At 65.9% G+C, this 17,528-nt stretch carries 16 protein-coding genes; 5 read left to right on the top strand and 11 right to left on the bottom strand.

The window, feature by feature from the left end:
• Window positions 1-29: 29 nt before the first annotated feature.
• From AC59JP_RS07600 to AC59JP_RS07555, 10 genes are all read right to left on the bottom strand, one after another.
• Window positions 30-770 (bottom strand): ABC transporter permease, encoded by a 741-nt coding sequence (locus AC59JP_RS07600; protein ID WP_497325722.1) that lies wholly within the window; start codon window positions 768-770, stop codon window positions 30-32.
• Window positions 771-859: 89 nt separating this feature from the next.
• Window positions 860-1,663: an ABC transporter permease gene (locus AC59JP_RS07595; protein WP_497325127.1), complete on the bottom strand. Its 804-nt coding sequence runs from the start codon at window positions 1,661-1,663 to the stop codon at window positions 860-862.
• A complete protein-coding gene (locus AC59JP_RS07590; protein ID WP_497325126.1) occupies window positions 1,660-2,475 on the bottom strand; it encodes an ABC transporter ATP-binding protein in 816 nt (271 codons plus the stop codon). Before AC59JP_RS07590 ends, AC59JP_RS07595 begins: the two co-directional genes overlap by 4 nt.
• Before the next feature lie 44 nt (window positions 2,476-2,519).
• Window positions 2,520-4,022 carry a carboxyl transferase domain-containing protein gene (locus AC59JP_RS07585; protein WP_497325125.1) on the bottom strand — a complete coding sequence of 501 codons (1,503 nt, stop codon included), beginning with the start codon at window positions 4,020-4,022 and terminating at the stop codon, window positions 2,520-2,522.
• A 22-nt stretch (window positions 4,023-4,044) separates the two neighbouring features.
• Complete coding sequence (locus tag AC59JP_RS07580) at window positions 4,045-5,229, bottom strand: ABC transporter permease (protein WP_497325124.1); 1,185 nt, start codon at window positions 5,227-5,229, stop codon at window positions 4,045-4,047.
• Window positions 5,226-6,116 (bottom strand): ABC transporter ATP-binding protein, encoded by an 891-nt coding sequence (locus tag AC59JP_RS07575; RefSeq protein WP_497325123.1) that lies wholly within the window; start codon window positions 6,114-6,116, stop codon window positions 5,226-5,228. The genes AC59JP_RS07580 and AC59JP_RS07575 overlap by 4 nt, the downstream gene beginning before the upstream one ends.
• Before the next feature lie 26 nt (window positions 6,117-6,142).
• A complete protein-coding gene (locus AC59JP_RS07570; protein WP_497325122.1) occupies window positions 6,143-6,685 on the bottom strand; it encodes a hypothetical protein in 543 nt (180 codons plus the stop codon).
• Window positions 6,682-6,963 carry a helix-turn-helix transcriptional regulator gene (locus AC59JP_RS07565; RefSeq protein ID WP_497325120.1) on the bottom strand — a complete coding sequence of 94 codons (282 nt, stop codon included), beginning with the start codon at window positions 6,961-6,963 and terminating at the stop codon, window positions 6,682-6,684. The genes AC59JP_RS07570 and AC59JP_RS07565 overlap by 4 nt, the downstream gene beginning before the upstream one ends.
• Before the next feature lie 340 nt (window positions 6,964-7,303).
• Complete coding sequence (locus tag AC59JP_RS07560) at window positions 7,304-8,941, bottom strand: ABC-F family ATP-binding cassette domain-containing protein (protein WP_497325119.1); 1,638 nt, start codon at window positions 8,939-8,941, stop codon at window positions 7,304-7,306.
• A gap of 16 nt (window positions 8,942-8,957) precedes the next feature.
• A complete protein-coding gene (locus tag AC59JP_RS07555; RefSeq protein WP_497325118.1) occupies window positions 8,958-10,019 on the bottom strand; it encodes a flavin-containing monooxygenase in 1,062 nt (353 codons plus the stop codon).
• A gap of 49 nt (window positions 10,020-10,068) precedes the next feature.
• Here AC59JP_RS07555 and AC59JP_RS07550 point away from each other — a divergent pair, with 49 nt between their 5' ends.
• Entirely contained in the window at window positions 10,069-10,803 is a 735-nt protein-coding gene (locus tag AC59JP_RS07550) for an enoyl-CoA hydratase (protein ID WP_497325117.1), read from the top strand.
• Here AC59JP_RS07550 and AC59JP_RS07545 read toward each other — a convergent pair.
• Window positions 10,800-11,780, bottom strand: coding sequence for an iron-siderophore ABC transporter substrate-binding protein (locus tag AC59JP_RS07545; RefSeq protein ID WP_497325116.1), 981 nt, complete (start codon window positions 11,778-11,780; stop codon window positions 10,800-10,802). The two genes, AC59JP_RS07550 and AC59JP_RS07545, sit on opposite strands and share 4 nt — an antisense overlap.
• Window positions 11,781-11,978: 198 nt before the next feature.
• On the opposite strand from AC59JP_RS07545, the gene AC59JP_RS07540 reads away from it, so the two are divergent.
• The 4 genes from AC59JP_RS07540 (at window position 11,979) to AC59JP_RS07525 (ending at window position 17,507) form a co-directional block, all read left to right on the top strand.
• On the top strand, window positions 11,979-13,658 hold the full coding sequence (locus tag AC59JP_RS07540) for a purine-cytosine permease family protein (RefSeq protein WP_497325115.1): 1,680 nt from the start codon (window positions 11,979-11,981) through the stop codon (window positions 13,656-13,658).
• Window positions 13,659-13,732: 74 nt separating this feature from the next.
• Window positions 13,733-14,839, top strand: a complete 1,107-nt coding sequence (locus tag AC59JP_RS07535; protein ID WP_497325114.1) for an MBL fold metallo-hydrolase — start codon at window positions 13,733-13,735, stop codon at window positions 14,837-14,839.
• Window positions 14,840-14,866: 27 nt separating this feature from the next.
• Window positions 14,867-17,254: an HAD-IC family P-type ATPase gene (locus tag AC59JP_RS07530; RefSeq protein WP_497325113.1), complete on the top strand. Its 2,388-nt coding sequence runs from the start codon at window positions 14,867-14,869 to the stop codon at window positions 17,252-17,254.
• Between the two features lie 31 nt (window positions 17,255-17,285).
• On the top strand, window positions 17,286-17,507 hold the full coding sequence (locus AC59JP_RS07525) for an antitoxin (protein WP_497325112.1): 222 nt from the start codon (window positions 17,286-17,288) through the stop codon (window positions 17,505-17,507).
• Window positions 17,508-17,528 lie beyond the last annotated feature (21 nt).

Below are 17,528 nucleotides of genomic sequence, written 5' to 3'. Positions count from 1 at the left end.
CCCGCGAACCGGCAAAAGTGTCGGGCGTGTTACGTCTTTCCGGCGTTCGGTCCGTATTTCGCCAACGCAACCTTCTCGAAGACACCGACGATGGCGTAGAGCACGATCGAGACGACGGTGATGACCACGATCGACGCCCACAGCTCGTTGTACTGGTACTTGGGAATCGCCTTGATCATCGAGGACCCGAGCCCCTGCCCGCTGCCGAGCCACTCGCCGATGAGCGCTCCGATCAGCGCGCCCGGCACCGAGATTCGAGCGGCAGCGAACACCGACGGCAGCGCGGACGGCACCGCCACCATGCGCATGGCGGTCCAGGAGTTGCCGCCGTACGCGGCGATGAGGTCGCGGGCCTGCTTCGGTGCCTCACGCAGGCCCACCATGATCATCACCAGGGCCGGAAAGAACACCACGATCGCCACCATGGCCGTCACGCCGACGATGCCGCGGCCGAAGATCAGCACGATGATCGGGGTCAGTGCGACCAGGGGAACGGAGCGGAGCAGCATCGCGACGGGCATGAACGTCTGCTCGATGCTGCGGAAGAGCACGAACACGGCGGCGATGACGAGCGCGCCGCCCATGCCGACGACGAAGCCGACTCCGGCGTCGCGCAACGTGATCCGCAGATTGCCGAACAGGCTCGACCGCGCCTCGGCGGATCGGCTTCCGGTGAAGAGGTACTCCCACACGTCGGCCGGGGTCTTGCCCACGCGCGGTCCGACTTCGGGGAAAGCGTTGAGGAACACGACCCAGATGACGAGGAGCATCACGAATGCGATGACGATCGGAACGAGAAACCCGACGATGGAACGGCCCGCGCCGTACGCCGATTCGGTGCGCGAGGGGCGGAGGTCGGTCACTGCTTCGCTCCCGACGTCCACGGCGTGACGATGCGTGCGATCACCGACACGATCAGATATCCCAGTCCGGCGAGAAGGGCTGCCGCCAGCGCCATCCCCCACGTCCGCGGGATGTTGAACGAGTTCTGCGCCGCCGTGAGCGCAACGCCGATACCGCTGTCGACGCCGCCGAGGTACTCACCGAGAATGGCGCCGAGAACCGCTGCGGGAGCAGCGATCTTGAGAGCGGCGAACGTGGCGGGAAGTGCGGCGATCAGCTGAACGCGCCGGAACTTCTGCCAGCGGCCACCGCCGTAGGCGGCGACGAGGTCGAGGCTCGCCGTGTCCGCGGAACGCAGTCCGGAGAGCGTGCCGACCATGGTGGTGAAGAAGCAGTACATGCCGGCGAGGAACACCGTCGGTGTCCGCCCACCGAACACCACGAGGATGATCGGACCCAGCGCGAGGAGTGGGGTGCAGTAGCTCAGGATCGCCAATTGCGTTGCGAGAGACTCGATCGGCGGAATCAAGATCACGAGCACGGCGAGGACGATGGCGAGCAGGTTCCCGTATACGAATCCCTTGAACGCCCCCTGCGCGGTGATAGAGAAGTTCGGACCGTAGAGCGACCATCCGTCGTCGAACATCGTGCTGACGACCGTGGCGGGAGACGGAATCGTTCCGCCGCCCACGCCCGCTGCGGCGATCACCCACCACACGGCGACGAGGCCGACGATGCCGATCAGTCCGCCGAGCCACGTCGGTCGGCCGAACGATCGCCGGGTCGACGGTGTCGGAGGGGCCTCGAGCACCGCGGTCATGCGACGCCCTCGCCCGGCCCGGTGCCGAACAGCAGCCCCGACAGATAGTCGTGAATCTTGTGAAACTCGGGTGAGCGCATCATGTCCGGAGTGCGGGGTCGCGGCAGATCGATGTTCACCACTTCGAGAATGCGGCCGGGCCGCGGACTCATGACGGCCACGACGTCCGAGAGGAACACTGCCTCGGCGATACCGTGGGTCACCATCAGGGTCGTCGCGGGCTTCTCGGTCCAGATGCGCAGCAACTCCAAGTTCAGACGCTGACGAGTCATGTCGTCCAACGCGCCGAACGGCTCGTCGAGCAGCAGAACGGTCGGCTTGACGACGAGTGCGCGGGCGATCGACACGCGCTGACGCATGCCGCCCGACAGCTGCGCCGGCTTCGCCTTCTCGAACCCCTCGAGGCCGACGAGCTTGACCAGGTCCGCGATCTGCGCGTTGTCGGGGGTGATGCCCGCGACCTGCAAGGGAAGCTTGATGTTGGCCAGCACGGTGCGCCACGGCAGCAGCGCCGAGTCCTGGAACGCGATGCCGAGCTCGTGGTCCTTGCGGATCTCGCTCGGCGACTGCCCGTTGATCAGTGTCGTACCGGTGGTCGGGGTGTCCAGGCCCGCGAGGATGCGCAGGACGGTCGACTTTCCGCAGCCCGACGGTCCGAGGAGGGACAAGAACGCGCCCTCGCTGGTTCTGAGGTTCACGTCCTCGAGCGCGGTCACCGACCGTCGCCCCATCGTGAAGGTCTTGCCCAGGCCGGAGATGTCGAGGCCGGTGCCGAGGGGCCTGTCGGTGCTGGCGACGGAGCTGCTGGTCATAGGCGCAGAATAGGAGGCCGTCGTTTCGGTGGCGTTACACGCGATCAGCCCGGCGACGGACCAGTGCCGAGCGCCCGGAACCGGCCGAGACGGGTGGCCTGTCTCGCAGCCGCGGGAACCGCTCGCACGGACGTCAATTCACGGGCGACGGCGACGCCCATCGCCCGGATCCAGTCGGGGCCTTCGGCGACGATCGTGTCGACGATTCCGCTGCTACGGAGGTCGATCGCGCGCACACCTTGCGCTCTCGCCATGTCGGCCGCGTGGTCGGTGTCGCGGTGGACGATGGCGCTGGCGCCCTCGGGTGGAAGTGGCGCCAACCATCCGTGCTGAGCCGCGATCACGCGGTCGGCCGGCAGCAGCGCGAGCGCACCGCCGCCGGTTCCCTGCCCTAGAATCACGGACACTGTCGGAGTCTTCAGCAGGACGAGAGTCGAAATGCACCGGGCTATCTCGGGTGCGAGGCCGTCTTCCTCGGCTTCGCGAGACAGGGACGCACCGAGCGTGTCGATCACGAGGACGAGCGGCAGTCCCAGCTCCTCGGCGAGGTACATCCCACGGCGCGCCTCCCGAAGAGCAGCTGGACCCATCGTGTGGGTGGCAGTCTGCCCGCTGCGGTCCTGACCGAAGACCACACAGGGCTCGCCGCGAAAGCGCGCCATGGACAGCAGCACGGTGCTGTCGGTGTCGCCGCGTCCGGTGCCACTCAGCGGAATCTGCTCGGTGGCGCAGTAGCGCAGCAACTCTCGCACTCCATGACGGTCCGTGCGGCGGCTGATGCCTATCGACTCCCACGCATCGACGTCGTCGTCGACGAACTGATCGACCGGCACTTCCAGCACTCGGCTGGGCTGCGGAGGGCTGCACAGCACCGTGAGCGCGCGATGCAGAAGCCGTCGCAGTTGCGACAGTGGCACCACACCGTCGATGACGCCGCACCGATAGAGGTTCTCGGCGGTCTGGACACCGTCGGGAAACTTCTCGCCGTAGAGCGCCTCGTAGACCCGGGGGCCGAGGAACCCGATCAACGCCCCCGGCTCGGCGACCGTGATGTGACCGAGCGATCCCCACGACGCGAAAACGCCTCCGGTCGTGGGGTTTCGGAGATACACCAGGTAGGGGAGACCCTGCTGCTTGTGAGCGGTGACGGCGGCAGCGATCTTCACCATCTGCACGAACGCCAGTGTGCCCTCCTGCATTCGGGTTCCACCCGAGGTGGGAGAAGCCAGCAGCGGGAGCCGTTCCGCGGTCGCGCGCTCGACGGCAGCGGTGATGCGTTCGGCGGCGGCCACACCGATGGAACCTGCGAGAAACGAGAATTCGCACGCCACCAACGCGACCCGACGACCGCGGACGGTTCCCTCGCCGGTCAGTACGGCTTCGTCCACCCCGCTTCTCTCCCGTGCTGTCGCGAGGTCGGCGCGATAACTCGCGTTCGGCGCCACGTCGACCGGTTCGGTGTCCCAGGACCGGTAGGAACTCGGGTCGAGAATGGCGGTTCGAATGGTTTCAGCGGAGGTTCTGGCAGCCGACGTTCGAGAAGACACGATCAGGAGACTACGGGTGCCGTCATGCCTTCAGGGCCTCCTTCCACGACACGGTTTTACCGATGCGCAGAATCGAGCGCTGGTAGACGCGCGCACTCACCCATGCCAGCGCCGCGGTGGCGACGAGCATCAACACGATCGTTCCCACGATCTGGTAGATCGGCGCAACTCCGGCCGCGATGCGCAGCGGCATGAGAATGGCGGAGAACGGCGGTATCCAACTCAGGACAGTCGGCAACGTGCCCTCGGGGTCGTTGATCGAGTAGAAGGCGCTGAAGAACATCAACATGATCAGAATCAGCAGCGGCATGGTCGTCGAATTCACGTCTTCCTGGCGCGAAACCAGCGATCCGCCGGCGGCGTACAGCACGGCGAAGAATGCGAAGCCCAGAATGAACCAGCCGAGTGTTCCGGCGAACACGGAGACGGCCGTCGAGGTGACGGTGAGAGTTCCGGTACCCAGTCCTGCGCCGATACCGGCGACGCCGTAGGCGAGCAGCTGAACCAGGCCGACGGCTCCGATACCGATGATCTTGCCCCACAACAGTTGCAACGGACGAACGGTGGAGAGCAGCAACTCGACCACGCGGGACGACTTCTCTTCCACGACGCCCATCGCCACGTACGTGCCGAAACCGATGATCTGCCCGTAGAGCAGGAACACCGCGACGAGGCTCAGCGCGGTGCGCTGCCCCTTCTCCGGGTCCGGTGGATCGATGGCTTCGACGGTGACGACGGAACCGGCCGTGACCGAGGCGAGTTCGGCCGGGTCGACCCCGAGACGGGTCAGAGCGGCCGACTGCGCGCTCGACGCCGTGGCGCTGTCGAGAATTGCTTTCAGCGTCGGATCGATGTCGGACTCGGTGAGTGCCGTGGCCGATCCGTCCGCGGACGGCAGGAGGGCCACGTCGACGTCGCCGGACGTGACGCTCTCCCGTGCGGAGTCGGCGTCGGGGAGCTCGCGGACGTCCACCGGAGTGCCGATCTGATCTCCGACCGCAGTAATCGTCTGCGACAGTTCACCTCCGCCCACGAGTCCCACGACGGGGCGATCGTCGTCGCCGCTGCCGGAGAAGATCGAGTACGCCACGATTCCGATGACGATGACCGCGACGATGATGATGTTGGAGACAATGAAACTTTTCTTGCGAACCTGAACGTCGAACTCGCGCTTGGCAATCAGGGCGACTGTGCGGGTGCTGTTCATGCGACTACCTCTCGGAAGAGTTCGGTCAGGGACGGTTTGGTGATCGAGAACTCGTGGACCGGTCCGGTGGCCAGAGCGGCGGCCAGCACGACCTGATCGTCGGCGCCTTCGTCCAGATCCAGGACCGTGCGGTCGCCTTCGTGGCCGATCATCGAGACGCCGGTGATCGACGACGCCCACCCCGGCTCCGCCTTGGGGGCAACGACTTCGAGGCGTCGACCACCGTGGCCGCGCAATTCGTCGACGGTTCCGACCGCGCGCATCTTGCCCGCGGCGATGATGCCGACGCGGTCGCACAGTCGTTGAACCAGCTCGAGCTGGTGCGAGGAGAAGATCACCGGCACTCCGGTTTTCGCCTTCTCCAGCAGAACGTCGCTCATCACGTCGACGGCCACGGGGTCAAGGCCGGAGAACGGCTCGTCGAGCACGAGCACGGCGGGGTCGTGAACGAGCGCAGCCGCCAGCTGCACACGCTGCTGGTTTCCGAGGGACAACGAGTCGACGGTATCGTTCACCCGCTCGGAAATGCCCAGCCGCTGCGTCCACGTCGCGGTTGCGTCCTTCGCATCCGACGGCGAAAGTCCGTGCAGCTCGGCCAGATAGGTCAGCTGCGCGCCCACCTTCATCTTCGGGTACAGGCCGCGCTCCTCGGGCATGTACCCGATGGTGCGCCGGACGTCGAGATCGACCGGCTTGTCGTCGATCCGAACTTCACCCGAGTCCGCGGCCAGCACGCCCAGGGCGATGCGCATGGTGGTGGTCTTGCCGGCGCCGTTGCTGCCGACGAAGCCGAACAGTTCACCGGGACGGACTTCAAAACTCACCCCGTCCAGGGCGACGGTGGAGCCGTATCGTTTGTGGACATCGTCGATGGTCAGGGTCGTCATGGCGGTCCTTTCGTCGAGCAGGGTTGTCAGACAGTGTCTTCGGGGTCAGGGTCGTCCCGCGTCCAGCCGAGTATCATGGTGGGACTGCAGCCACCGACGAAGAGGCAGGCGAGGACGAGGATCGCCCCGGATGCGGCCAGGGCGCGGCCGGGGTCGTCGAGCCACTGCGATCCGAGGTAGAGGTAGAAGGCCGGAACGAGGGTGATTCCCTGCGTGATCGACAACGCCAGGGAGCGTGCCTTGTTGCGTTCGGCCAGCTCCCATTCGTCCAGCGCGCCGGTCGGTGAATCGCCGCGCTGATCGGAGACGATCTGAAGCGTCGTCCAGAGCGGCAGAGTCGCCAGGCATGCGGCGGCGAACACGACGATTCCGATGGTCGGGTCGAAGGCAGCGACCACGCCCGTTACCATCATCGTCGCGAAAACCAGGGCCAGACCCAGTACGAGTTGCCGTCGTCGCTGCTTGGTCCGCAGGCGGGGGAAGTAGGACGCGGTCGTGGCCCGTTGCTTCAGATAGCTCCGGGTTCGCCGTTCCTGGTATCGGTCGAACACGCTCATCGAATCGCTCATCGTTCGCCTTCCTGATGGGGTCGTCCGTAGACCTCGGCCGACAGGGGCCCGAGTTCCGTTCGTGAGAACACTGCTTCGATCGGGAGACCGAACACGTCGCAGATGCGCATCGCGAGGTCGAGGCTGGGGTAGTGGTCGCCACGTTCGAGCGCGCCCACCGTCTGGGGGTTCACCTCCACCAGTTCCGCGAGCTGGGCTCGCGTCATGCGCCGCTCTGCCCGCAGCACTCCGATGCGGTTGTAGATGGGGAGCGTTTCCCCTTTGCGTACGGGGCTCATGCATCAAATTGTTGTATAAACCCAACGAAGTGTCAATGGGGGTGACGATGTGCTGGTGAGATCTTCTGATTTGCTCCGCAGTGGACCCGACCCCCGGTGCGCGAATTCCGCCCCTGAAGGGCAGTAATTCGCGCACAGCGGGGGTCCGTCGATCACGCGAACCGGGGTGCCCGAGGCCCGCGCACCTCGGATCGTCACGGGCACCGCCGATTGCGAGTGTGCGAAGCGAACCGGAGTGCCCGAAACTGGTGCACCCCGAATCGTGCGGCGCCCCCACTTTGCCGTGCGCGAATTCCGCCCCTGGAGGGCACTAATTCGCGCACAGGGGGCGGAGCCCCACCTACCCCTCGGCCAGCCTTCCGCTGTCGAGAACCCAGTGCCGCGTACTGCGCACCGAGGACAGCATCCGTCGATCGTGCGTCACCAGGAGCAGTGTGCCGTCGAACGAGTCGAGGGCCGATTCGAGTTGCTCGATGGCGGGCAGGTCGAGGTGGTTGGTCGGTTCGTCGAGCACCAGCAAGTTCACTCCGCGCGCCTGGAGCAACGCCAGGCCTGCGCGGGTCCGCTCACCGGGGGACAGCGAGTGCGAGGGGCGCAGCGCGTTGTCGCCGCGCAACCCGAACTTGGCGAGCAGTGTGCGCACGTCGGCTTCGGTCCAGTCGGGCACTGCGGCGGAGAAGGCGTCGGCCAGCGAACTGGACCCTGCGAATGCGGCTCGCGCCTGATCGATTTCACCGACCGCCACCCCGGAACCCAGGGTGGCCGAGCCGGAGTCGGGGGTGAGGCGGCCGAGTATCACCGACAGCAGTGTCGATTTACCGGATCCGTTGGGGCCGGTCACGAGTACGCGATCGCCGGCGTCGATCTGCGTCGTCACCGGTCCCAGCGTGAAGGAATCACGTTCGACCACAACATGGTTCAGCGAACTCACGACGGTTCCGCTTCGGGGAGCGGCGGCGATCTCCATCCGCAGCTCCCATTCCTTGCGGGGCTCCTCCACGACGTCGAGTCGTTCGATGCGTCGCTGCGTCTGCCGCGCTTTGGCGGCCTGCTTCTCGGTGGCTTCGGCGCGGAACTTACGCCCGATCTTGTCGTTGTCCTTGGACTTTCGACGAGCGTTGCGGACACCGTGTTCGAGCCAATTGCGTTGCATGCGAATGCGATCCTCGAGGCCTGCCTTGGTGTCGGCGAACTCCTCGAATTCTTCGCGGGCGTGCTGGCGGGCGACTTCCCGCTCGACCAGGTACGCCTCGTATCCGCCGTCGTACACCGCGATCTGCTGCTGTGCGAGATCGAGTTCGACGATCCCCGTGACCGTCCGTGCCAGAAACTCACGATCGTGACTGACCACCACCAGCGCACAGTCCGTCTCGACCACGAACCGCTCGAGGCGCTCCAGTCCGGCCAGGTCCAGATCGTTGGTGGGTTCGTCGAGCAGCAGGACGTCGTATCGGGCGAGGAGCACGGCCGCCAGCCCGGCGCGTGCGGCTTGACCGCCGGAGAGCGACGACATCGCGACATCGACTCCGACGTCGAATCCCAGGTCGGCCAACACTTTGCCCGCGCGCTCCGGCAGGTCGGCGCCGCCGAGGGCCAGCCACCGCTCGAGTGCCGGTGTGTACGCATCTTCGTCCGAGTCGGACGAGCCGAGCGATTCGGCGGCGGAGTTCATGGCGACCTCGGCGTCGTGCACTCCGGTTCGTCGCTCGAGGAACCGGAACACGCTCTCGCCGTCGACGCGGGTGACCTCCTGTGCGAGGTACCCGACGGTGGCATCGGGTGGGGTGAGTGATACCGAGCCGGTGGTCTCCGCTGTTCCCGTGCCGGCGAGCTCGGTCAACAGCGTCGACTTGCCTGCGCCGTTCGCCCCGACCAGCCCGAACACCTCGCCCGGCCCCACCGTGAGCTCCAGGCCCTCGAACAGTGGTCGGTCACCGCGGTAGGCGGAAAGATCGTCGACACGCAGAACGGCACTCACGCAGGCAAGTATGACCTCACACCAGGGGAAGTAATTCCTGCACCGCCGCCCGCCCCGCGCGATTGGCGCCGATCGTGCTGGCCGACGGCCCGTAGCCGAGCAGATGAATCTTGGGGTTCCGCTCGACCTGTGTGGCGAGTCGGCCGGTCATGGTGATGCCGCCGCCGGGTCCTCGCAGGTGTAGCGGGGCCAGGTGGTCGAGGGCGCTGCGGAAACCGGTGGCCCACAGAATGACGTCGGCGCCAACGGCTGAGCCGTCGTTCCATTCGACGCCGGACGGTGTCACCCGGTCGAACATCGGTAGCCGCCGTAAAGCGCCGCGGTCGCGGGCGGCGGCCAGGCTCGGCGTCAGAATCAGGCCGGTTACCGACACCACAGAGCCCGGCGGAAGTCCGCGACGCACCCGGTCCTCCACCATTGCCACCGCCTCGCGTCCGACCTCGGGCGTGAAGTCGCGGTCCAGCCACACGGGCTCGCGCCGGGTGACCCAGGTCGTGGTCGTGACGGTCGAGATCTCGTCGAGAAGTTGGACGGCAGAGATGCCGCCTCCGACCACGACGACGTGCTTGCCGCGGAACTCCTCGGCCGTTCGGTAGTTCTTCGTGTGCATCTGCCGACCCGTGAACGTCTCCATACCGGGATAGCGCGGAACGAACGGTTGCTCCCAGGTGCCGGTCGCATTGATGATGCCGCGCGTGTGCACGACGTCGGTTCCGATCTCGATCGAGAAGTGCTCGATCCGATCGCACACGACGGAAACCTTTGCCGGTCGCTGCACGGGAAGATCGAATCGCCTTTCGTATTCGGCGAAATACTCGGGAACTGCCACCGAAGCCGGAACACGGTCCGGATTGGTGCCCGGCTCGAGGGTTTCGGCGAATTCCATGCCGGGTAGATCGTGCACACCGTTGACCGTTTTCAACGTCAGCGACGGCCACCGAAACTGCCACGCACCGCCTGGACCCGGTGCTCCGTCGAGCACGACGTACTCCTCGAACGGCGTCAGTCCGGCCCGCCGAAGGTGATAGGCAGCCGACAGGCCCGCCTGGCCTGCCCCGATGACGACGACGCGTTTCATGCAGGTAGGTTCGCAGAGACCCTGCCTGTGACGAAAGTGGGCCTTACCGATGAACATCGGAATCACTCGAGACGGCCACGTCCTGACGATCGAGCTCCAGCGGGAGGACCGCCGCAACGCTCTGAACACCGGTCTGTGCAACGACATCCGGACTGCGGTCGAAGGTGCAGAGGCCGACGGCGTGCGCGTGATCGTGCTGACCGGACAGGGCACCAGCTTCTGCGCCGGAGCAGACCTCTCCGGAGACGAGATCCCGTCCGAATTCCCCGCGGCGTTGATCGGACTGATGCGAGCGGTGAGTGCTGCGGCGATTCCGGTCATCGCTGCCGTGAACGGACCTGCCGTCGGTGCGGGAGTTCAGCTCGCGATCGCTTCGGACCTCAGAGTGGTTGCGCCCGATGCGTTTCTCGCGATACCGGTGACGAAACTCGGTATCGCCGTGGACAACTGGACCGTCCGGCGCCTCACCGAGGTAGCCGGCGGCGGGGTTGCGAGGACCATCCTGATGGGTGCCGAAAGAGTGGGCGCCGAGCAGGCTTTCGCGTGTGGCCTGGCCAACAAGATCGGCGGCCTCGACGTCGCTTTGGAGTGGGCGAAGTCGATCGGCGACCTCGCCCCGCTGACGCTGCGCCACCTGAAGTTGGTCTTCAACGACGACGGAAGCCTCGACCCGCCCAACGACATTCAGCGCGCCGCCTACGAGGCGGCGTGGGGAAGCAAGGACGCGGTCGAGGCCCGTAACGCCCGACTCGAGAAGCGGCCGGCCGTCTTCACCGGCAGTTAGGCTGCGGCCGCCGCCGTCGCGAGTGTCGGAACGGTCCGGTCCAGAGCCCACGGAATGGACAGCACCGTCGGCAGTCCGAGACCGGCGATCAACTGGGTGTCGTCCAGCTTCGCCACCGAGCCGCGTTGTACCGCACCGAGTCCCGCGACGGACGGAGTCGATGCGTAGGTGGTGCCGTCATCGTAGGCCAGGATCACGTCGGCGTCGACCTTGCCGATGAGTTCCGGTGCCACGTCGATGTAGAAGTCGTCCTTGGTGGCCGCCAGTTCGTCGATCCCGGGCGGCGTCGTGAAACCAAGTTCCTCGATCAGTTTCACGCGCGGGTCGCCCGGTAGATATGCAGCGAGCGCTCCACCGTAGAAGGAGACGACGCTGGCGCTCTTGCCGGCGAATTCGGGATGTGCTGCGGCCGTGTCGGTTATGGCCTTCTGCGACTGCGCCACGGCCGCCTTCGCTTCGTCGGTCTTGCCGAGGGCCTGACCGACGATCAACGTCTGGTCCTGCCACGTGGTCTGCCACGGCTTGTCGGGGTAGGCGACGGTCGGCGCGATGGCACTGAGTGTGTTGTACGCGGTTTCGTCGAAGCCCTGATACGGAGCAAGAATCACGTCGGGATCGAGCGCGGCGATGGCCTCGTAGGGGAGCGAGGTCGTGTTGTCGAGAAGTGTGGTCACCGACGGGTCGAAATAGCTTTCGTTCCAGGGGTATACGCCAGCCTCGGTGTTGCCGTAGGTGATGCGCAGTTGGCCGACGGGCTTCTCGCCGAGCGCGTACACCGCGTCCTCGCCGCCGAGGGTCACGATCCGCTGTGGCTTGGTCTCGATGGTCGTCGAGCCGAAGGTGTTCTCGATGGTCACGGGGAACGCGCCCGACGACGCGTCCGCGCCGGGAGCGGAAGCCTCGTCGCCGGAGCCACAGGCGGTCAGGAGTGCCGCTGTGGTCAGGACTGCGCACAGGGCGGCCGTACGTCTCTTCATTGTCACCTCTACGTCGTGTGGAGAGGCAAGCCTAACCTACATAGAAGAAGGTCGAACGCGGCGCTCCGCCTGTGGTGTTCGTTACTCGCTCGACACAAACGGACCACAAGGTCGAAACACACCGTCTCTAGCGTCGTCGTGCATCACAGGACCGCCCATGCGCACAGCGCATCGCGTAGAGACAAGGACCGCACTCATATGACAGCAGTGGACGACGGGACCTCCGGTGCGGCAAAGCCGTTGACCGCGAGTGAACACACCGCACTCAAGGAGACCCTCGAAGATTACACGCTTCGTTTCGCGCCCCGCAGTTATCGCAAGTGGGGTACCGGTGTCGTCGCCACGTCGGCCCTCGGTGGCATCGCCTACCTCGCCGACTTCGCTATCGGTGCGAACATCGGCATCTCCTACGGCACCGGCAACGCGCTGTGGGGAATTCTCGTCTTCGCCGTCGTCATCTTCCTGACCGGTCTGCCGCTGGCCTACTACGCCGCCCGGTACAACATCGACCTCGACTTGATCACGCGCGGAAGCGGATTCGGGTACTACGGCTCGGTGGTCACCAACGTCATCTTCGCCACGTTCACCTTCATCTTCTTCGCGCTCGAAGGTTCGATCATGGCGCAGGGTCTCGAACTCGGCCTCAACATTCCGTTGCCCATCGGGTACGCGGTATCGACGCTGATGGTCATCCCGCTGGTCATCTACGGCATGAAAGCTCTTGCCAAGCTGCAGGTCTGGACCACGCCGCTGTGGCTGATACTGATGGTGCTTCCCTTCGTCTATCTGGTCGTCAGCAATCCGGATTCGGTCGGTCAGTTCTTCGCCTACGGCGGCGCGGACGGAGAAGCGGGCAAGGGCGTCAACCTCGGCTCCGTCATGTTGGCCGCCGGCGTGTGCCTCTCGCTGATCGCGCAGATCGCCGAGCAGATCGACTACCTGCGCTTCATGCCCCCGAAGACGCCCGAGAACAAGCGTCGATGGTGGACCGCAGTGCTCCTCGCCGGACCGGGGTGGGTCATCTTCGGTGCTCTCAAGCAGGTCGTCGGCCTGTTCCTCGCCGTGTACCTGATCGCCAACGTGGTCGACGGCTCCTCCATCGCCAACGAGCCGGTGCACCAGTTCCTCGAGATCTACGAGAACTTCATGCCCGGATGGCTGGCCATGACGCTCGCCGTCATCCTCGTAGTGATCAGCCAGATCAAGATCAACGTGACCAACGCCTACTCCGGGTCGCTCGCGTGGACCAACTCCTACACGCGCGTCACCAAGACGTACCCGGGCCGGATGGTCTTCGTGCTGTTCAACCTGGCCATCGCCTTGATCCTGATGGAAGCCAACATGTTCGACTTCCTGAACAACATCCTCGGGTTCTACGCCAACTGCGGTATCGCGTGGATCGCCGTGGTGGCGTCGGACATCGTGTTCAACAAGTACATCCTGAAGCTCTCGCCCAAGGTTCCCGAGTTCCGTCGGGGCATGCTCTACAACGTGAATCCGGTGGGCTTCGGGTCGATGGCCGCGTCGGCAATCCTGTCGATCCTCGTCTTCTTCGGCGTGTTCGGTTCGGCCATCAAGCCGTACTCGCCGATCGTGGCCCTCGTGCTGGCGATCGTCCTGCCGCCGATCCTGGCCGTGGCGACCAAGGGCAAGTACTACCTGCGGCGCACCGACGACGGCATCGACCTTCCGATGTTCGACGAGCACGGAAACCCCTCCGACGCGACGCTGATGTGCGCGGTGTCCGGAGTCGAGTTCGAACGCCCGGACATGATGCTGTCCAACGTCCCCGGACCGAACGGGGAGAAGCAGTACATCAGTTCGCTGTCGCTGAGTACAGACAAGACGGGTGAGCACATCCTGCCCGCTCAGCAGTAGTCTCCGCCGTCGAGTGCGCCCGGGCCTGACGTGGCCCGGGCGCACTCGGTGCGTTCGCCTCTAAACTGGTCCGTGTGAAGCCACGCAACGTCGTCTCGACTGTTCTCGCCGCGGCCGGGCTCGCATGGCTGGTGCGCGCCGCGTGGGGCCTGCCGACCGCGATCGGTGCCTCGCGAAACCGAATTCAGCCGTACGCCGCGGCGTCGCCGCACTATCGCAACCGCAAGTTCGTGAACTCGCTTCCCTCGTCCGCGGCGACACCGGACCCGACGATTCTTCGGGACCTGATCACGCAGGGCCGCAACGGCCGTCCGCCGCGGCCGATCCCGCTCGCCACCCCGCTCGCGCCCGCCGAGGCCGGCGACATCGCCGTCACCTGGTTCGGCCACTCGTCCGTTCTGATCGAGATCGACGGCCGACGCGTTCTCACCGATCCGGTGTGGAGCAACCGCGTATCGCCGTCGCCGCTGGTGGGTCCCGCGCGCCTGCACCCGGTTCCTGTTGCGGCGGAAGCTCTCCCGCCGATCGACGCCGTTCTGATCTCGCACGACCATTACGACCATCTCGACCGTGACACCATCAAGATCCTTCTCGACACGCAGACGGCGCCGTTCGTGGTCCCGCTCGGGGTCGGCTCGCACCTGCGCCGGTGGAACGTCCCCGACAACCGCATCGTCGAACTGGATTGGGATCAGGCCACCGACGTCGCGGGCCTCACCCTCACCTGCACGGAAGCGCGCCACTTCTCCGGACGCGGGTTGGTGCGTGACACCACGCAGTGGGCGTCGTGGTCCATCGCGGGTCCCGACCACCGAGCCTTCTTCGGCGGCGACACGGGATACACGCCGCAATTTTCGACGATCGGCGAGTCCTACGGTCCGTTCGACGTCACGCTGCTTCCCGTCGGTGCCTACAACGAGCAGTGGCGCGACATCCACATGAATCCCGAAGAGGCCGTGCAGGCGCACGTGGACCTGCAAGGTACCGACGCCGGCCGAGGCATCGTGATCCCGGTGCACTGGGCCACCTTCAATCTCGCGTTCCACCCGTGGGCGGAGCCCATCGAGCGGTTGATCCACGCGGCGACGATTCGCGGGGTCCACGTCACCGTCCCCATGCCGGGGCAGCGGGTCGACATCACGCGCGGCTCCGACCGGCAGCCGTGGTGGGAATTGAACTGACATGTCCGATATGCGAGCCTGTCCCGTATGTCGAGAGGCCTGACGTCCGCCGAAGTGGCCGAGCGGCGACGGGACGGCCGCTCCAACGACGTCCCTGATCGGGCCGGACGCAGTGTCTCGGACATCGTGCGCGCCAACGTTTTCACCCGCATCAACGCGATCCTGACCGTCCTTCTCGTGATCGTCCTGTCCACCGGGTCGATCGTCGACGGCATGTTCGGGCTGCTGATCGTCGCCAACAGCGGCATCGGGATCGTGCAGGAGATCCGCGCCAAACGAACGCTCGACGCCCTGGCCATCGTCAGCGCGGCCAAGCCCTCGGTCCGACGGGACGGGCAGGTGTCCGAGCTCGCCCCGAACGAGGTGGTTCAGGACGACGTCATCGAGCTAGGGCCGGGCGATCAGATCGTCGTCGACGGTGACGTGATCGAGGCGTCTGCCCTCGAGGTCGACGAATCCCTGTTGACGGGCGAAGCGGACGCAGTCCACAAAACGGAAGGGCACCAACTCCTTTCCGGCAGCTTCGTCGTGTCCGGGGGCGGCGCCTACCGTGCGACGAAAGTCGGCGGCGAGGCCTACGCGGCCAAACTCGCCGAGGAGGCCAGCAAGTTCACCCTGGTGGCGTCCGAACTGCGCAACGGCATCGATCGCATTCTGACGATCATCACCTACCTGATGGTTCCGGCGGGCCTGCTCATCGTCTACAACCAGCTCTTCGCCAGCGGTGAGAGCATTCGGCCCGCGCTGAACGGGATGGTGGCGGCGCTGGTTCCGATGGTCCCCGAGGGACTGGTGCTGCTGACGTCCATTGCCTTCGCGGTCGGTGTCGTGCGGCTCGGCAAGAGAAATGCTCTGGTGCAGGAACTTCCGGCCATCGAAGGTCTGGCACGGGTCGACACGGTGTGTGCCGACAAGACCGGCACCCTCACCGCGAACGGAATGCGGGTCGCCGACGTTCGGGTCCTGGCCGGCGACGAGTCCGAGGTACCTCTCGCACTCGCTGCGTCGGCCGCGGCGGATCCGCGGCCCAACGCCAGCGTCGCTGCGATCGCGGAGGCGTTCGGCGAGCTCCCGGCCTGGACCGAGACGGCCGTCGCGCCCTTTTCGTCGGCCAAGAAGTGGAGCGGATATTCGTTCGGAGAGAACGGAAACTGGGTTCTCGGAGCGCCGGATGTCCTCCTCGATCCGGCCCACGAGGTCGCCCGCACGGCAGAGACACTCGGGTCGACGGGTCTGCGTGTTCTGCTTCTCGCCACGTCCGACGACCGGGTCGACGCTCCGTCGGCGCCCGGCCGAGTGACCGCACGGGCGCTCGTCGTGCTCGAGCAGAAGGTGCGGCCCGATGCGCGAGACACACTCGAGTACTTCGGGTCTCAAGGTGTCGCGGTCAAGGTCATCTCGGGAGACAACGCGGCGTCCGTCGGCGCCGTCGCCGGCTCGCTCGGCCTGGACGTCGGCGGGCAGGCGGTGGACGGTCGCACTCTGCCCGCCGACCGCGACGCACTCGCCGGTGTTCTGGAGCAGTCGACGACGTTCGGACGGGTGCGCCCGGACCAGAAGCGCGACATGGTGGCCGCACTGCAGTCACGCGGGCACACGGTGGCCATGACCGGTGACGGCGTCAACGACGTGCTCGCGCTCAAGGATGCCGACATCGGTGTCGCCATGGGATCGGGAAGCCCCGCCACCCGCGCGGTCGCGCAGATCGTGTTGCTGGACAACAAGTTCGCCACTCTTCCCCATGTCGTGGCGGAGGGGCGGCGCGTGATCGGCAACATCGAGCGCGTCTCGAATCTGTTCCTGACCAAGACGGTCTACTCGGTGATGCTGGCATTCCTCGTCGGCGTCTCCGGTCCACTGTCGCAGCTGTTCGGCTTCGACCCGTTGCCCTACCCCTTTCTTCCTCGACACGTGACGATCGCGGCGTGGTTCACGATCGGCATTCCGGCCTTTCTGCTCTCGCTCGCGCCCAACAACGAGTGCGCGCGTTCGGGATTCGTGGGACGTGTCGTACGGCTCGCTGTTCCGTCGGGACTGATCGTCGGGACGTTGACGTTCGTGTCCTACCTGATCGCGTACGCGGGCCCCGACGCCACGGCAGCGCAACGGACTCAGGCCGGCACCACCGCATTGATCACTCTCATCACGATCGCGCTGTGGGTTCTGGCCGTCGTGGCCCGTCCGTACGTGTGGTGGAAGATCGTGCTTCTCGTCGGCTCGGCCGCCGGATACTTGATCCTGTTCTCGGTGCCCGTGTTGCGTCGCTTCTTCGAGCTCGATCCGTCGAACGTCGGGGCCACCACGACGGCGCTGCTGCTCGGGCTCGCGGGAGCGGTCGGGGTGGAGATCGCCCATCGGCTGGCGAGCCGCAGGAAGGTAGAATCTGCACCCAGCGGGTCCCTGGTTCACTCGTGAGGGACCTGTCCACATCGACAAGGGAGCTGTCATGGGTTTTGCCGACACACTCAAGGGACTGATCGGCAAGGGCAAGAACGCCGCCGCTCAGAACTCGGACAAGATCGACAAGGCCGTGGACAAGGCCGGCGACATGATCGACAAGAAGACGCAGGGCAAGTACGCCGACAAGGTCGACAAGGTGCAGGACGCAGCCAAGAAGGCCAACCGCAACAACAGCGGAGGGGCCGGAGGCCGCCCGCCCGTCGCCTGACCGTCCGCGATAGTCAGAGGG

Source organism: Rhodococcus sp. 320_ES, from assembly GCF_059691855.1.
The sequence above is the reverse complement of the archived record's forward strand: the minus strand, read 5'-3'. Positions and strand labels throughout refer to the sequence as shown.

Bases quoted from the DNA above. Each gene is read 5' to 3' on its own strand.
- AC59JP_RS07590 (WP_497325126.1), bottom strand. From the start codon at position 2,475: ATGACCAGCAGCTCCGTCGCCAGCACCGACAGGCCCCTCGGCACCGGC.
- AC59JP_RS07540 (WP_497325115.1), top strand. From the start codon at position 11,979: ATGACAGCAGTGGACGACGGGACCTCCGGTGCGGCAAAGCCGTTGACC.
- AC59JP_RS07570 (WP_497325122.1), bottom strand. From the start codon at position 6,685: ATGAGCGATTCGATGAGCGTGTTCGACCGATACCAGGAACGGCGAACC.
- AC59JP_RS07530 (WP_497325113.1), top strand. From the start codon at position 14,867: ATGTCGAGAGGCCTGACGTCCGCCGAAGTGGCCGAGCGGCGACGGGAC.
- AC59JP_RS07600 (WP_497325722.1), bottom strand. From the start codon at position 770: ATGCTCCTCGTCATCTGGGTCGTGTTCCTCAACGCTTTCCCCGAAGTC.
- AC59JP_RS07545 (WP_497325116.1), bottom strand. From the start codon at position 11,780: ATGAAGAGACGTACGGCCGCCCTGTGCGCAGTCCTGACCACAGCGGCA.
- AC59JP_RS07555 (WP_497325118.1), bottom strand. From the start codon at position 10,019: ATGAAACGCGTCGTCGTCATCGGGGCAGGCCAGGCGGGCCTGTCGGCT.
- AC59JP_RS07550 (WP_497325117.1), top strand. From the start codon at position 10,069: ATGAACATCGGAATCACTCGAGACGGCCACGTCCTGACGATCGAGCTC.
- AC59JP_RS07575 (WP_497325123.1), bottom strand. From the start codon at position 6,116: ATGACGACCCTGACCATCGACGATGTCCACAAACGATACGGCTCCACC.
- AC59JP_RS07580 (WP_497325124.1), bottom strand. From the start codon at position 5,229: ATGAACAGCACCCGCACAGTCGCCCTGATTGCCAAGCGCGAGTTCGAC.
- AC59JP_RS07525 (WP_497325112.1), top strand. From the start codon at position 17,286: ATGGGTTTTGCCGACACACTCAAGGGACTGATCGGCAAGGGCAAGAAC.
- AC59JP_RS07595 (WP_497325127.1), bottom strand. From the start codon at position 1,663: ATGACCGCGGTGCTCGAGGCCCCTCCGACACCGTCGACCCGGCGATCG.
- AC59JP_RS07565 (WP_497325120.1), bottom strand. From the start codon at position 6,963: ATGAGCCCCGTACGCAAAGGGGAAACGCTCCCCATCTACAACCGCATC.